The 14,580-nt window shown below is 36.0% G+C and carries 14 protein-coding genes and 2 tRNA genes; 4 read left to right on the forward strand and 12 right to left on the reverse strand.

Annotated elements, in window-relative coordinates; all coding sequences use genetic code 11:
- Window positions 1-51: 51 nt before the first annotated feature.
- On the forward strand, window positions 52-393 hold the full coding sequence (locus ACQ76T_RS00760; protein ID WP_431341449.1) for a TfoX/Sxy family protein: 342 nt from the start codon (window positions 52-54) through the stop codon (window positions 391-393).
- A 98-nt stretch (window positions 394-491) separates the two neighbouring features.
- Here ACQ76T_RS00760 and ACQ76T_RS00765 read toward each other — a convergent pair whose 3' ends face one another.
- The 8 genes from ACQ76T_RS00765 to ACQ76T_RS00800 all read right to left on the reverse strand — a co-directional run bounded on the left by ACQ76T_RS00765 (window position 492) and on the right by ACQ76T_RS00800 (window position 7,117).
- Window positions 492-1,583 (reverse strand): nucleotidyltransferase domain-containing protein, encoded by a 1,092-nt coding sequence (locus ACQ76T_RS00765; protein ID WP_431343703.1) that lies wholly within the window; start codon window positions 1,581-1,583, stop codon window positions 492-494.
- 5 nt (window positions 1,584-1,588) lie between these two features.
- A complete protein-coding gene (locus tag ACQ76T_RS00770) occupies window positions 1,589-2,362 on the reverse strand; it encodes a hypothetical protein (RefSeq protein WP_431341450.1) in 774 nt (257 codons plus the stop codon).
- A gap of 141 nt (window positions 2,363-2,503) precedes the next feature.
- Complete coding sequence (locus ACQ76T_RS00775; protein ID WP_431341451.1) at window positions 2,504-3,211, reverse strand: hypothetical protein; 708 nt, start codon at window positions 3,209-3,211, stop codon at window positions 2,504-2,506.
- A gap of 31 nt (window positions 3,212-3,242) precedes the next feature.
- Window positions 3,243-4,619 carry a TROVE domain-containing protein gene (locus ACQ76T_RS00780; protein ID WP_431341452.1) on the reverse strand — a complete coding sequence of 459 codons (1,377 nt, stop codon included), beginning with the start codon at window positions 4,617-4,619 and terminating at the stop codon, window positions 3,243-3,245.
- Between the two features lie 104 nt (window positions 4,620-4,723).
- Window positions 4,724-4,851, reverse strand: a tRNA-OTHER gene (locus tag ACQ76T_RS00785).
- Window positions 4,852-4,972: 121 nt separating this feature from the next.
- The gene (locus ACQ76T_RS00790) at window positions 4,973-5,707 is read right to left on the reverse strand and encodes an ATP-grasp domain-containing protein (protein WP_431341453.1); all 735 of its coding nucleotides are present in this window, start codon (window positions 5,705-5,707) and stop codon (window positions 4,973-4,975) included.
- Between the two features lie 19 nt (window positions 5,708-5,726).
- Window positions 5,727-6,356, reverse strand: a complete 630-nt coding sequence (locus ACQ76T_RS00795) for a hypothetical protein (protein WP_431341454.1) — start codon at window positions 6,354-6,356, stop codon at window positions 5,727-5,729.
- An 11-nt stretch (window positions 6,357-6,367) separates the two neighbouring features.
- Window positions 6,368-7,117 (reverse strand): nucleotidyltransferase domain-containing protein, encoded by a 750-nt coding sequence (locus ACQ76T_RS00800; protein ID WP_431341455.1) that lies wholly within the window; start codon window positions 7,115-7,117, stop codon window positions 6,368-6,370.
- A gap of 260 nt (window positions 7,118-7,377) precedes the next feature.
- On the opposite strand from ACQ76T_RS00800, the gene cobT reads away from it, so the two are divergent.
- Window positions 7,378-8,385: a nicotinate-nucleotide--dimethylbenzimidazole phosphoribosyltransferase gene (gene cobT / locus ACQ76T_RS00805; protein WP_431341456.1), complete on the forward strand. Its 1,008-nt coding sequence runs from the start codon at window positions 7,378-7,380 to the stop codon at window positions 8,383-8,385.
- A gap of 58 nt (window positions 8,386-8,443) precedes the next feature.
- Here the strand turns inward: cobT and ACQ76T_RS00810 are convergent, their stop codons facing one another.
- The gene (locus tag ACQ76T_RS00810) at window positions 8,444-9,436 is read right to left on the reverse strand and encodes a hypothetical protein (RefSeq protein WP_431341457.1); all 993 of its coding nucleotides are present in this window, start codon (window positions 9,434-9,436) and stop codon (window positions 8,444-8,446) included.
- 183 nt (window positions 9,437-9,619) lie between these two features.
- Here ACQ76T_RS00810 and ACQ76T_RS00815 point away from each other — a divergent pair, with 183 nt between their 5' ends.
- The gene (locus ACQ76T_RS00815) at window positions 9,620-10,402 is read left to right on the forward strand and encodes an adenosylcobinamide-GDP ribazoletransferase (protein WP_431341458.1); all 783 of its coding nucleotides are present in this window, start codon (window positions 9,620-9,622) and stop codon (window positions 10,400-10,402) included.
- Window positions 10,387-10,941, forward strand: coding sequence for an alpha-ribazole phosphatase (gene cobC, locus ACQ76T_RS00820; protein ID WP_431341459.1), 555 nt, complete (start codon window positions 10,387-10,389; stop codon window positions 10,939-10,941). Before ACQ76T_RS00815 ends, cobC begins: the two co-directional genes overlap by 16 nt.
- 64 nt (window positions 10,942-11,005) lie before the next feature.
- Here the strand turns inward: cobC and ACQ76T_RS00825 are convergent, their stop codons facing one another.
- From ACQ76T_RS00825 to ACQ76T_RS00835, 3 genes are all read right to left on the reverse strand, one after another.
- Window positions 11,006-12,211, reverse strand: a complete 1,206-nt coding sequence (locus ACQ76T_RS00825) for a hypothetical protein (RefSeq protein WP_431341460.1) — start codon at window positions 12,209-12,211, stop codon at window positions 11,006-11,008.
- Window positions 12,212-12,361: 150 nt separating this feature from the next.
- A complete protein-coding gene (locus ACQ76T_RS00830; protein ID WP_431341461.1) occupies window positions 12,362-14,116 on the reverse strand; it encodes a hypothetical protein in 1,755 nt (584 codons plus the stop codon).
- Between the two features lie 242 nt (window positions 14,117-14,358).
- Window positions 14,359-14,470, reverse strand: a tRNA-OTHER gene (locus tag ACQ76T_RS00835).
- Window positions 14,471-14,580 lie beyond the last annotated feature (110 nt).

Below are 14,580 nucleotides of genomic sequence, written 5' to 3' on the forward strand. Positions count from 1 at the left end.
GCATTTAATCACAGTTTTTGATTAATTTTAAATAACAAAACAATTGAAGTCATGGCTTACAGTACAGAACTTGCCGATCGGGTACGTGAACGGCTTTTTATGGAAAATAATATAGAGATCGAGGAAAAGAAAATGTTCGGCGGATTGTCTTTTCTTGTGAACGGAAAGATGTGCATCAATATCAGTCGTGATAACCTGATGTGCCGTTATGATCCTGAAATAGAAGACGAAGTTTCGGAGAAGAAAGGTTTCTTACCGATGATCATGAAAGGAAAGCAGCTGAATGGCTATTGTTACGTAGAACCTATTGGCTTCCGAAAACCCGATGATTTTGAATATTGGATAAAAATAGGTCTTGATTATAATCTGGTGGCGAAGGCTTCGAAGAAGTGAATTGTTGGAGTTGAGGGCAGGAGAGTGAGAGTGTTGGAGATTGAGAGTTTTTGAGAGTGGGAGTGCTGAAATGTAACAGTCCCACTATTCATAACTCGTTATTGATAAAGGTTTTTCCTCATTTCGATCAGTATTTTGGTCGTTTTTTCTACATCCGGATAGTCAGGTAAATGGGAGGTAGAATAAAGGTTATCAATAGATTGAATGAGCTCCTCGGCTTTTTTCATTACTGCCTCGTAAGATTGGTGACCTGCTTTGATATCAAGAAGTTCTTCACGATTATCAACACGAGTCTGAAGGGTGTTATGTTTAAAAATAGATTCACATGACTGAAGCAGTCGGATAGTGTGCATCATATTTTTGCTGTCGTAATTCTGCCCATGAGTCTGATTAACATTGTAACGGTCTTCATTGCGCTCAGTGACCCATTTCCAATATTCCCTGTAGTCTTTACAGTAAACAGAGTAGGCATCGAGATTGCAGAACAGATAAGCAACGGGTTTTTCGCCTTTGGGAATGGATGATACAGAAACCTGATTCGCTTCTTCATTCTGAATAATTCCTTTGTATCCCAATGTTCCCGATTCATCATAGAATAAAGCATACATACCTTTTGTATGATCAATGCTTATCAATCCGCAATTTTCCTGTGATGAACCATCTCGTCCTGCGAATACTCCTTCAGAGGAAGAAGATTTATGTAGCCATTCTTTCAGGGGCACAGAACCTTGTCCCTCAAGAATAAAACAAAAATCCAGAATTGATTTTCTTTCTTTATCTATTGGGTTTAAAATTTTTTTGTTGAGACCTTTTGCCTTTTTAATCTGTGAAACAGCATACCCGGCAAACGTATCTTTGCATAATTTTGACAGGAAATCTTCAGTTTTCAGAAAATCCATCAACGGATGTTTGTATTGAATACAGTCTTCCGGACTTGCCAGAATTTCCAGAATATTAGGATTGTTTTTCTGAAGCAATTCTACAAACCTCCCGATTTCATAATACGTAATATCATTCGTCTCATTGGAAATCTGCGAAATATAGTTCAGTCCAAAGAAATCCTCCTTAGGCAAATAATATACTCCACGAATATCTGTATCCGAATTTTCTGTTGCCAGCCCAAAAGCCCGGCTTCCGGAAATAGCTTCGAAGAGGAGGAGGTTTCTGTTTTTTAAATCCTGGATCGTCATCATTTTTAAAGAAATTTGAGTCTTTCGTATTGTAGTTTCTGAATAGTATTTTTTAAATATTTTTCTCTTTTTTTGTCGTTTGTAGCGATTCTTCCATGTAATATACCACCGGTAATGACATATTCATTGTCTTGAATGGGAATGGCAATATGTAAGCAATCATAGGTGTTTTGATTAAAATCCTTAAAACATCTGTTAATGAAGGCAAGATTTGTTTCTTGTGATATAAATTTATTTTCCAGTAATGAAAAACTGTTTTGTGCAATGTCAACCATCTTTTGAAGGCTATCGTAGTTTTCGTTATTGGGATATATTTTGAAGTATGTTTGGGCAATATATTTTATAAAGTCAGGTTTATAAAAAACTTTACAGCCTTTAAAATTTTTAATGGCCAGATACATGGGGTCCTCAGAATCATTTTTAGGTTGCGATCCCCTTATTTTGATCGCTTCCGGTACCTCAATTCCGTATTGGGTATATAGGTCTTCACAATGTTTGAGAAATATATTTCCATCTTTGTATATCACTTTTATTTCTCCTTCTGCAATGGCGTTATGAATGCTTGTAAATGCAGGGTTTGCCCCTTTTTGCCAGATTCCATTCAAAAAAATCAGTGAGAAATATTGATACTCAGTTCTGTTTTTTGCATTAAAACTAATAAATAATGTGTCTCTTTCCTGAGCTAAATACTCAAAGTCGAAAATGTTGTTTCCCGTGTTTAATTTTAAGAGTATTCTTTCCATCGAAATTCCATTCTCAAAATCTTCGATAGGTTTCATTATTTTTCCTCTTATCCGCGACTCTTTTGTTCCGATATAACTTTTTAAAGTCCAGATATAAATATTTTTTAGATCAAAAATATTTCCCTCCAGACATGTACAAAACTTTATTTCATTATTAGGTACACACATATTGATTTACTATAAAAAATAGGGTGAAAAGCTAATTCCCTGGATGCCTCCCGGAACAGGAAGTACGTTGTCTGAGTTCATGGTTACTTCATAATCCTCACATGTAAGCTGAGAAACATTTTGATACCAGTTTTTGTGATATTCTTTTTTAATATCGTCTGTTTTGATGAGACAATGTAATCCTCCATTAGTTTTGATAAAGGTCAGACAATCAGAATTAATACAATTTTCCATGTCTTTTTTAAATCTTTCAATGGCAGCCTGATGATTTTCAGTTTTAAAATCAATATCCAGATCAAAGAATATTTTTCGTGATGCAGAGGTCTGAATAATATTCAGAGAAAGAGTATGAGGATTAATAGCTTTATCATTCCTGATCAGTTTATCGGAGATCTCTCTCATCATGAGTAGAGATGCTTTATGAAGATCTCTGGGATTGGGGGTGATGTAGAGCGCCAGATTATCCTGAGAAACTTCAGTATTTCCTGATTCATATCTTCCTGTAGGAAGCTCAAGCTGACTGATTTTGTGAAAAAGCATTTCTTTGGTAGAAATAAAACGCTTTAATTGAGCTTTGTCAGACTTCAGTCCGGTTTCTTTGTTATATTTTTTTCTTGCTAGCAGCTGCACATAGTATTGTTCATTAGGCAGCAACTCAGGAAGCCAGTTGATGAATTCCTTAAGTTTTTCTTCGTTGTATATGATTTTATAATTCATGGTTATTGCTTAGAAAAGACTCTGAAAAACCTTAGTTTTCCAGAGCCTTAATATAGTGAAATACTTTGTCACTCCATCCATTGATTTCTGCGGTCCAGTTTCCTGTTTTTATACCGTGGGTATGAGTTGAAATATCAATGATATAAGAGTTTTTATAGGGTGAAGTATCCGGTTTTCTATCCGATCCGTAATGGGCATCAATATCCTGACTGTCTGAGATTACTACCAGACGTTCTGCATCTTTTGCATACCCATTTTCTTTCAGCCATTCGCATAACTGATAAGTGAAGATTCCTCCATAACCGATTTGAGCATTGATCTCTGTTGCCTGATTGAAAATCCCAAGTCCTTTACCATTATTTACCACCAAGTGTTTTCCCACTCTGTGATGATCGTCTCCGGCGGTAAATACAAGGATGATATCTTCAAAAATATAGGAACCTGTTGCTGCCATAGCAAAAGCAAGATCCATTCTTGAAAAACTCGATTGTGATGAAGTTATTTGCCCCATGCTTCCAGAGACGTCAATAGCCAGTATAGTAGTCCCTTTGATTTTCTCACCGGAAAAACAGTTTTTCATCGCTTCGTCAATATCAGCAGTATATTCTATTGCATTTCTTTGAGCAGCCAAGAAGTTCAAAGGGGTTAGCCATGAACTTTTTACCTGTGAAATAGCTGTTTGTATCATTGTTCTGGATAATCCAGCTTCTTTCATATTTCTTACGTTTCTCAGAATGGCCAGAGAACCCAGACTTTTTTCAGAAATCATTCTTTCGAAAGTTTCCTTTTTATCGGCTCCTTGGGATAATGCAGATTCCCATGTATTAGCGGCTTGTAAATTGTCGTTTACAAGAGCTTTTAAGGCAACCTCATTTCTGGCTGTTGGCTTTGGGTGTACCAAATTAACAACATCTACCAAGGATAGCTCCATATTACTTTTTCTATATTTAGCGATCTGGTATTCGTCATACTGATCAAAGGCTTTTGCCAGACCTTTTTTGATTGGTTTTGACATTTTATAAGATCCGTTTCTTACTTTCAGCATCTGAAGCAGATCAATAGTCATATCCGGTCTGTTAGCAACTTTGGCAATAGCATCTTTTACAGAAATTCCGTGAATTTCCTGAGCGAGAATAAGCAGCCATAATGGAGTGTGTCTCAACTTTTGCTGAAATCTACATTCTATAGCCAGTTCAATAATCTTTTCAGGATCTACTTTATGACACAAATCTTCAATTTGCTTCATAATCTCATCGGAAGATTGGTAATAATCAGATTCGAAAAGAAGATTGGCTAAAGTTACTCTTCTTAATAGTTCATAATCTGAATATTTTCCTGCTTTATCTGTCAATGTTCCGGCAATAATACCAGAGTCGAACCCAGTTTTTTTTGTGTTAAATTTTGACATTTCTATTAGTTTTTATATTGATAAAAAAGAAGTGGTTAAAAACAATTAAAGTGTAGTTTTGTCTTGAAATACGAAGTAACTTTAATCTCACACCACTTCCTCTGAAAGACTGGCCGGAATCGAACCGGCATACACGGCTTAATAGGCGAAGTAACTTTATCATAACACCTGGTTGCCAGGTTAAAACGTAATAAAGTAATGTACGTTGCTCTACCTTTTGAGCTACAGTCTTTCTTAATTATGATGCAAAGTAAAAAGGTTAATGCGCATTGTTTTTGCGTACCATAAAATTTTTTTAAATTTTCTATAAAAAATAAGTCTGCTTCAAAAATGAAACAGACTTAAGATCGTAGTTATTTATTTTTAATACAGCTTTGTACAATCACTTGCAGGGCTTTTTCGGCATCACACGCATACAGTCCGGAACACCATGCAGGGTTAGCTTCAATCAATGCCCAGCCTTTTCCTTTTATAATTCCGAAATCCAGAACGATGGCAACGGGCAGCGTGGAAGAATATTTTTGAATAAAGGAGTCAAAAAAGCTAAACATATCGTTTTTTTCTTTTTCTGAAAGTTGATGGGTATCAAATACATTATTTCGCCAATAAGAAGAATAGGTTTTAATTTCATTATTTAAAACAAAACATCTTACTTCAAGTTCCCATTCTACAACTTCAGAGGTAAAAACCATACTTTCTAGATCCAGTGTTTCAAAACCTTTAATATTCGTTACTTTATCGAAAACACCTGCTTTAAAGCTTTTAAAGTCTGAACATTTGATGAAAATATTTTCTTCATGTGCAAAATCTTTCAGCTTTCCGTAAACAATTTTCCGCTTTGTAAATTCTTCTGAGACTTTTGAAAGCCAGTTATCGTCAGGTTTTGTTAAGGTTAAATTACATTGGTCTGCAACAATTTCTGCATAAATATCTTCGCCATACACTGCCATCACATCGCCGCGAAATTCTTCAGGAACATTCCATTTTGCATTGAATCGGTTAAGTTCATAAGGAGAGTTGAGTGATGCTTTCTTGAGATTGTTGCTGTCTTCCGTATACATGGGAGACAGGGCGATTATATTTCTCATTTGATTTTATTTAATAAGATTAATAATGATTTTGCTTATTGTCTAAAGTTTCTTTGATGATTTCCTGTAAAGGTCTGAATTGTGTAAGAAATTTATATTGTATTCCTTCAGTTGTTTTATAGGATGATAAATTATACCCTACATTACCTTTTTCTTCATTATTGAGAACGAGATTGTCATAATTTCCCAGATCCATGGTGATAATCAGTTCTTCTCCAGACTTTTTGAACTCTTCATAACAATTGTTGATAAAGTCAAAAGAAGGATTTTTTCTGTCAAAACAATCTTCTTTTATACGGAATTCATAAACTGCATCATCAAGCTGCTGTAACAACGTATACAAATCTGCATCCTTTCCGTGAGCTTCTTTGTATCGGGTAACAACTAATTTAATAAAAGCTTCCGTATAGAAAATGATAAAACTGTCATCACTCACATCCCAAAAAATACTATAAAAATAATTGTGCTTGGGAAGATTATATCTTGTAAAAGTTTCGATCACAGAGAGAGGAACTTCAATTCCCATTTCGTCCTTTAAAAATTTACATCTTTCAATAAATTCATGCATTTTCTCTTTGGGAATCAATTTATCAGTCTCCTCTTGAAGGGGTTGAGTATACTTCTTTTTGAAGAAGTTAAATATTTTCATGTTATCTTTCTTTAAAGTGTTAATATCTCCCTAAAAACCCTCTCCATCTCTGCTTTATTAGCCTTGCCTCCTGGAAGACCCTTTGATTTTTCTTCATTCTCAGCGATCGTTTTTTCAAGAAAATCAAACAGTTCCCAATCGTTCGGATGATAATAAGATTCTCCTTTGGATGCTTTTAAGGCAACAAGATCTTCTATTTTTCGTCTGGTTGCATCATCTGTTAACACTAACAAATCACTGAATAGTACAGGAGGAACTGTTCTTTTCTCTATGATCCATTTTCCGGTAAGGGTAGTTCGGAGACAATAAAAATAACTTTTTAATTTTACTTCATCACTTCTGCATGCTTCCAGATACTTCTTGCTCATGCTCAAATAATGGTAAGAAACCGCTATTGGTGAAAAGCAGGCATTAGCCAGAGGTTTGAAAAGCTCTACGAATCTCTCATTTGCTTTATAAACGATTGGAGAGTAGAACCAGCTCAGCAAAGCAGCGTTCGATTTTAGTAAAAGATGAAAAGTCTTTCTCAGATCCCAACCGGAGCCGTCCAGATCGTCTTCTGTCATAAATTCTATCGTTTCATCCTTATCCCAGGGAGAAAGATACCAGTCTTTTTCATGACGGTATATAAAACGTATATCATAATCACTGTCAGGAGAAGCAAAACCCCACGCTCTGCTCCCTGATTCTACAGCAAGAAGTACTTCTACACCACGTGTAGTCTCAACCTCTTTTATTTTTTCAAGTATTTTTGATGTCATTGTTTTTCATTTATAATGCAAAGTAAGGGGTGTTGTGCGTAATGTACTTGCGTATTTTTTTGAGTTGCAGGATTTGAGTTGTAGGGTTTGAAGGTAAGAGAGTAGGAGAGTTGTTGTGAGAGAGTTTGTGAAACGATGATTTTTAGTTTCTAGATTTAGGGATATGGTTTTCCACTTGTAAAAATTGCAGACAAACGTTACATAATATCTCCTGTTTTACTAATATTGCATTTTTCCATTTAACATAACTATCAACATCCATGTTATCATCAGAGTTACAACACAAAATTGATTTTAAAACAAAACCTTTAGGGGCATTAGGACATCTTGAGCACATTGCTCACAAAATTGGAATGGTTCAGAAAACGACTTCTCCTAAGCTACTGAATCCTCATATGGTGGTTTTTGCTGCCGATCATGGGATTGCTACAGCAGGAGTAAGTGCTTATCCGCAGGAAGTAACCTATCAAATGGTGATGAATTTCCTTGGAGGAGGAGCTGCCATCAATGTTTTTTGCAGACAGAATGATATTAAGATTAAAATTGTGGATGCCGGAGTGAATTTTGATTTTCCCGAAGGACTGAATCTGGTCGATAAAAAGGTCAGAAAATCCAGCCGTAATATTCTGGAAGAACCTGCTATGACTCCTGAAGAATATCAGCAGGCGCTTAAAAATGGAAAAACCGTGGCTCACGACATTGCACGGAAAGGTTGTAATATCATTGGTTTTGGAGAAATGGGGATCGGGAATACTTCCGCTTCTTCTTTAATGATGAGTAAATTGTTTGATATTCCGATTAAAAACTGTATCGGACGCGGAACGGGACTGAATGATCATCAGTTGCAAAACAAGGTTCATATCTTAACTGAAGCTATAAAAAAATATCCGTCCGAAATGACTGAAGACGAAATTGCGCAAACTTTCGGTGGATTAGAAATAGCCCAAATGATTGGAGCAATAGAAGAAGCGTATCACCAGAATATGCTGATCATGGTGGACGGATTTATTGCCACTGTAGCAGTAGCTACGGTCTGGAAAAAGAACCCGGAAATTCTGAACAACTGTATCTTCTGCCATGTAAGCAATGAAAATGCCCATCCTCAATTGCTGGGACTGATGAGAGAAAATGCTCTTTTAAATCTGAATCTGCGTTTGGGTGAAGGAACGGGATGTGCATTGGCATACCCGCTTATTCAAAGTGCGGTTAATTTCCTGAATGAAATGTCAAGTTTTGAAGATGCCCATATTTCCAATCAATCATCTTAAATTTAGATAAAAATAAAGGGGCTATGATGCCCCTTCAATGTTTTTACAGTACAATGTATTAGTACGTTTTTACAATATTTTTGCCTACAAACATCATACGTACAGGCTTTCGCTGAATAGAACTTTCTTTGAATCTAAATGCATTAAATGTCTGCGTATCGGGAATGTATCTGTATAATCCATCATCTACCATATATATTTTACCGTCGTTGGTATTTTGTACGAGCTGGGCTGATGAAGTGATATCAGGTCCTCTGTCTCCGGTAAGTTCTTCGTCTACATTTCCAGGAAAAACAATAAGGGGAGAGAATAGGTTATTCATAACAGCTGCGGACTCAATACGTCTTAGAGTACTTTCAAACACTACATACAGTGCTCCCGTATTATTATCCTGGTAGAATTGTCCGTCACGAATTCGATACGCTTTAGGTTCTGAATCTTTTAAGTAGAAAGCAAGTCCCTCATAAGCATACCCGTCTTTTCCATCTCCCAGTTCATTCTTGTCTCTGGTATAGAAGTGAGTTTTTTTACCGGAATTGAAATACCTGTAAATAGGGAAACTTCCAGGCTCATCACCATTGTAGCTGGTTCCAAGATCTCTTCTTTCCCAGTTGCTCTGGCCTACAAGTTCATTAGGATTAGTTGTTAATACCAGATCATTACTTACGGTGTTAAACCATCTTGTAATGGTTGCCCCAGGCCCATCTGCAGAACCTAATAATCTCTCCTGAAAATAATAGCTCTGTCCGGCATAGGATTTAGGAAGCTCTGATACTAAAGGAGAGGTATTGTACAGGTGCTTTTTGGTAAGATCACTGTAGAAACCGTAAATAGGATTGGTTAAGTAAAAAGATTTTGCCCAGATTCCTGAAGGTGGAGGGCTTGGGGTATCCGGATTGTCTCTGAAGCCTCCTTTGGCAAGCATGTTGGATTTTGATCCGTTAAGAGTCTGTAAGTTGTTAGACTCATCCTGACTTAGCAGTTCATCGCCTGGAGCTGAGCAGCTGGTCATAGCGATAACGCATAGCGCAATGAAATAAGATTTTTTCATTTGATTTTTTTCATGGTTATTACGATGCAAAACTAAAAATACTTTGGAAATAAAAAGTATAAGTTGTGAATGATAAGACTCATGTTTCTTTTTTTTTTTTTTTTGGATCTCTTTATCATTGTTAAAAGCTTTCCTAATTTTACAGAGAATGATTAATCCAGTTTTTATATTAAAAAAGTATAAATGAAAGTCCTAAAAAATGAACTGATCTACTTGGCAACGGCATTGATGTTTTTTACAAGAATTCCCGTACCGTTCAAGATCCCTTATTCTTCGGATATTATGAACAGATCCCAGAAATATTTTGCCTGGGTAGGACTCGTTGTGGGATTCATTAACGCAGTAATCTTTTATCTTGGCAATTTGCTTTTTAATCTGGAAATAGGAATTGTCTTGATGATGATTTCCAGTGTTTTGCTTACCGGGGCATTTCATGAAGATGGTTTTACAGATATGTGCGACAGCTTTGGAGGAGGATATGGAAAAGAAAAAATTCTTACCATTATGAAAGACAGCAGAGTAGGAGCCTATGGAACCATTGGAATTATTCTTCTGCTTGCTTTGAAATTTTACAGTATTCAGGCATTGGGTACAATAGATGTAGTAAAGACTTCATGTATTATCATAGTAGCTCACACATCAAGCCGATTTATTTCAGGAACCATGATTTATACACATCAATATGTGACCGATATCGACGTGAGTAAATCTAAACCTTTAGCCAATAAACCATTGAATGGGAAAGCATTATTAGTAGGGTTTGTCGGTGTTTTAATTGCTTTTTTCCTAATCCCGGATTGGAGGCTGATCATTGCTTTTACCCTGGCGTATTTAGGGAAAATTTATCTCGGATGGTATTTTAAAAAGCATATTGGTGGGTATACCGGCGATTGTCTGGGCTCTGTACAGCAGGTTTGCGAAGTTTTATTTTACCTTGGAACAATTATCGTATGGAAATTCATCTGATCCGTCATACTGCTGTAGATAATCCTGAAAATTTGTGCTACGGATTTGCAGATATCCCTTTAAAGGAAAATTATCAGGACGATTTTAAAAGAATTCTTACAGACCAGGATTTTGATCTTGTGGTTTCGAGCCCGTCTTTACGGTGCCGTCTCTTGGCAGATCATTTTAATAGTGATTATAAGACAGATGAGAGGCTGCGCGAAATGAATTTTGGGAATTGGGAGTTAAAGAAATGGAGTGATATTCCAGAAGAAGAAATCAACCCGTGGTATAATGATTTTGTGAATATTAAAGCGAACGGCGGTGAAAATCTTCGTGAAATGCAAACCCGCGTGCACAGTTTCTGGTATGAACTGACATTGAAAAAGAATATCAATAAAGTCCTTATCATTACTCATGCAGGAGTAATACGTTTGATGCTGCAGGCTGTGCTTCAGTTCCCATTGGAGAATATGTTTACGATCCAGATTGATTACGGAAAAAAAGTAATTATGAGTTTGAATGATGGACTCTTCTCTATTAAAAGTATAAACGTATAGGATATGTTTAATTCTGATAATAAAAAAACCGCTAAGAGAAGCGGCTTTTCTATTGTGAAATATTTTAAAATCTTCTGAAAGGTCTTACCCTAACCATGTTGTAATCTTTGTTGTATTCCCAAGTATGTCCTACATATCCGTCAAGAATTCTTGCTGAATTAATAGCCGGTACTTCAGTAGAACTCCAAAAATATTTTTGTGATACATCATTCCATGGGTTTGATGCAATATTGTAAACATTCTTGGAACTTTTATAGAATGCCATAAGTTCGTCTTCAGACGGCAGGAACCAGTTATTAATACCATTTACTGTATAATTGGCGCATAATCTGGCAGCACAGTTGGCATCTGAACACTGGGAAATAATTCTTGCTGTATTAGCCGGACCTGATCCCATTGCAGCCTGAGTCTGATTGATGATATTAAACGTACAACCCCATCTGATCTTATCAGAACCATTATAGGTAAGGTTGGCAGGTGCCGCTTCCAGATATCTCCAACCATCCGTAAACTCTCCTTTATCATAAAAAACATATCCACCTGACGCCCCAATAGCACCCGCTGTTGTAAATGTTTTTTCATCCGAATAATATACCTGTGCACCCTCTTTTACATAAGACCTTACATAATATGTGGTGTTGGGAAGTAAGGCCGTAGCTTCCAGTTCGTATGCTGAATAATTATTAGGATTCGATATTTTAATGATTTGACCGTTGGAAATATTGACTCCAGTACTGGTTCTGTAGCAGAATCCTTTTTCATCAGGATAAAATGATTCAAGATAATTTACCGCAATATCTTCCGTACTTAATGTAGCTGAGGTTGTATATATCGCTTTAGCCATTTTGAAAGTAATATCCATTTTTGCAGGAGTAACGAAGGTCACATTTTCTCCATACGTAATATTCCCATTATTAGACTGAATATATGCTCTTACATAATAAGTAGTTGATTTTTCAAAATCAGTACTGTACATTGCTGTAAGTTGAAAATCTCCCGTTGTATTCGTATATTCTTCAACCGTTTTGGAATTGCTGATAGTAGGATTTATATTTTTCCCCCAGCAGAAGCCACGCTTTAAATATCCGGAACCGGAAGAAATGACTGTACCCGCAAATTTGAACTGTGCATTGCTGAAACTAGGTTTGCCTGTTACCACTTTTGGAGAGGCATTGACGTTACTGGCCGTGCCACTTTCGTCATCTCTGCCGCTTTCTGATCCACATGATGCAAGCGTAAGAGATAAGAATAGAAATAATAATTTCTTCATGATTATGTTATTAGTTTTTTAAATTAGGTCGGCAAATATAGAGAAAAGATAATCTATTTTAAAAAATAATTTTATTGCCGTAGAGAACGCTTTATGTAAGGAATATAAAATAAAAACGCCACCTGCTGTAATCAGATGACGTCATAGAATTTACTTGAAAATTCTGATAAAACTATCTTTTTCAAGACTTTCCAGTGAGAAGTCAAAATCAGCGTCCGCTTTTTCTGTAGTCATCTCACCACCCAGTTCTTTGATTAGCTCATTGAAGGACATCGCTTCGTACCATTGCTGATACAATGCATTTGTGGCCATCATAGACACCTGATTATTTCCTGAAACATGAGAATGCCCTGCTCCGAAATTCAAGAGTACAAAACATTGTTTTTCGTTTTTTGCCACTAGCATTCCGAGGATCATTTGCTTCTGAACAGAATTACATTTGGCTTCAGCAAAAAGATTATTGGGGTTCATCATATAATCGTAAGAAATATGATCTCCTTTTCCGATTACAATTTTATATCCGCAATTCGCATCTCCACTGAAAACATTATTCATCACAAGCGTTGGTGCGCTTAGTCCTTTATTAGCGTAAAGATATTCAACCGCACCGTGAGGAGCTGAGGTCATATCTCCAGAATACATCAATTGTCCGTCATTATAATTATAAGCGGCATTCCAACCTATCTTTCCGGAAATATTTAATCCCGAAAGGTCAAGGTCATTAGCTCCCCACTGATCTTCCCAATAAACACCTACGGCCAGTCTTTCACCATAAAAACGAGTTCCGGTAGGAATATTTCCCACAAACATTTTCTCAGAAGTGGGAAGGGCAAATTCTACATTTTCAGGAAAATAGAATTTCTTTCCGGACAGGTTTTCATATTTCAGTTTCAGGAAATCCAAAATGAATTCATAGTTAAATTGAGTCACATAGTTTTCCTTACCCTTTTTTACCCAAGATTTTCCGTTTCTTACTCTGTACACAAAAGTATCCTGACCATACATTCTCGAGTAACAGGCTGACAATGCCTTGAATAGCGCGAATGGAGTTGCATTCTCCAACCAGTGCCAATCACCAGTTTCCAGCAATGTATTGGAGGCAGCATTCAAAGGATTTGAAACCAATGGTTTATGGTGTATTTTGGAAAGCTTGGAAATTTTATTGATGGCTTTTGGCGCTCTGTTTTTATAAGCAAGGAATAATGGTTTAAATCTGTTGAAAATTTCCGCCATTTTTTCCATTCCAAAACTTTCAAATAAGAAGCTTGGGTTAAAATTACTCTGCTTGATTGTATTAATCAAATCATCATTTTTGATTAAAAGCGTTGTAAGAGTCGTTTTATAAATAACATAACGGAAAAACTCCACCGGATTTTCAGGATAAATATCGTATAGATCAGCGATTTTTATAACTGCTTCTTTATTTCTGATATTTTCTTTTCCTGTAAAATCATATTCCAGTTCCGTATGTAAAATATAAAGAAGCTCATCAATAGTTTCTTCTTTCAACGCAATTCCGGATCTTAAAAGAGACAGGCATTTTTCCTGCATTTCTTCTACAGTATAAGCCTTAATGATCTTAAAAATCAGCTTTGTATCAGGAATGTTTACTATTTCATTAGGAATATAGATTTCACTTTGAAAATTACTTCCATAGGTTGAAATATAGTGATCGATCTGGTCAAAAAATAAATCGATTCTGGAGGCGTTTTTTATCTTTTCCCAGGATTTATGAAAGGTTTTATTCAAATCATTTCCATTCAGCTTTTCTTTGGCATAATAGGCAACGATTTCTTTTCTTGCCCATAAAGCATCAGACTCAATGATAAAACCATTATCAGAAATAAATGGCTTTTCATCCGATTTTTTTGCCAGTACAGCATTGAATAATTTTAGTGTTTTCATTGTTTTTAATTTAAAAAATAAGTGAGGAGTAGATTCATTAAAAGTGAAGTGTATAGGAACTCCTTTTACCTATAGTTTATAAAAAGCGGGGAGTAATTTGTCCAAAAAATATAGGAACTCCCTTTGCCTTGTAGTTGGTAAAAAGGCGGAAAGTAATTCTAAAATATAGGAACTTTCTTTGCCTTCAGTTTTTTACGTCTGAAAATTACTGATACATGAATATAAGTATTTTCTGAGTGTTGAGGAACAGGCAGGACTCGAACCTGCGACCTACAATCTTGGTAATTTATAGGAACTTTATTTTGCCTGCAGCGAAAAGTAATCTTGTTGCTCTACCATCTGAGCTACTGTTCCTGCCGTTATGAAAAAGTTTTCATTTACCTTACAGGTTTTTACGCCTGTAAGGTTGGTTATTAGTTTTTTGATTGTTTTTCATAAACCTTATAGGTTTTAGAAACCTATAA

Origin of the sequence: Chryseobacterium sp. JK1 (genome assembly GCF_050632815.1) — a bacterium.
Lineage (GTDB): Bacteria > Bacteroidota > Bacteroidia > Flavobacteriales > Weeksellaceae > Chryseobacterium.

What these genes read in the sequence shown, in the direction of transcription:
- ACQ76T_RS00760 (WP_431341449.1), top strand. Translation starts at nt 52, where the DNA reads ATGGCTTACAGTACAGAACTTGCCGATCGGGTACGTGAACGGCTTTTT.
- ACQ76T_RS00765 (WP_431343703.1), bottom strand. Translation starts at nt 1,583, where the DNA reads ATGACGATCCAGGATTTAAAAAACAGAAACCTCCTCCTCTTCGAAGCT.
- ACQ76T_RS00770 (WP_431341450.1), bottom strand. Translation starts at nt 2,362, where the DNA reads ATGAAACCTATCGAAGATTTTGAGAATGGAATTTCGATGGAAAGAATA.
- ACQ76T_RS00775 (WP_431341451.1), bottom strand. Translation starts at nt 3,211, where the DNA reads ATGAATTATAAAATCATATACAACGAAGAAAAACTTAAGGAATTCATC.
- ACQ76T_RS00780 (WP_431341452.1), bottom strand. Translation starts at nt 4,619, where the DNA reads ATGTCAAAATTTAACACAAAAAAAACTGGGTTCGACTCTGGTATTATT.
- ACQ76T_RS00790 (WP_431341453.1), bottom strand. Translation starts at nt 5,707, where the DNA reads ATGAGAAATATAATCGCCCTGTCTCCCATGTATACGGAAGACAGCAAC.
- ACQ76T_RS00795 (WP_431341454.1), bottom strand. Translation starts at nt 6,356, where the DNA reads ATGAAAATATTTAACTTCTTCAAAAAGAAGTATACTCAACCCCTTCAA.
- ACQ76T_RS00800 (WP_431341455.1), bottom strand. Translation starts at nt 7,117, where the DNA reads ATGACATCAAAAATACTTGAAAAAATAAAAGAGGTTGAGACTACACGT.
- cobT (WP_431341456.1), top strand. Translation starts at nt 7,378, where the DNA reads ATGTTATCATCAGAGTTACAACACAAAATTGATTTTAAAACAAAACCT.
- ACQ76T_RS00810 (WP_431341457.1), bottom strand. Translation starts at nt 9,436, where the DNA reads ATGAAAAAATCTTATTTCATTGCGCTATGCGTTATCGCTATGACCAGC.
- ACQ76T_RS00815 (WP_431341458.1), top strand. Translation starts at nt 9,620, where the DNA reads ATGAAAGTCCTAAAAAATGAACTGATCTACTTGGCAACGGCATTGATG.
- cobC (WP_431341459.1), top strand. Translation starts at nt 10,387, where the DNA reads ATGGAAATTCATCTGATCCGTCATACTGCTGTAGATAATCCTGAAAAT.
- ACQ76T_RS00825 (WP_431341460.1), bottom strand. Translation starts at nt 12,211, where the DNA reads ATGAAGAAATTATTATTTCTATTCTTATCTCTTACGCTTGCATCATGT.
- ACQ76T_RS00830 (WP_431341461.1), bottom strand. Translation starts at nt 14,116, where the DNA reads ATGAAAACACTAAAATTATTCAATGCTGTACTGGCAAAAAAATCGGAT.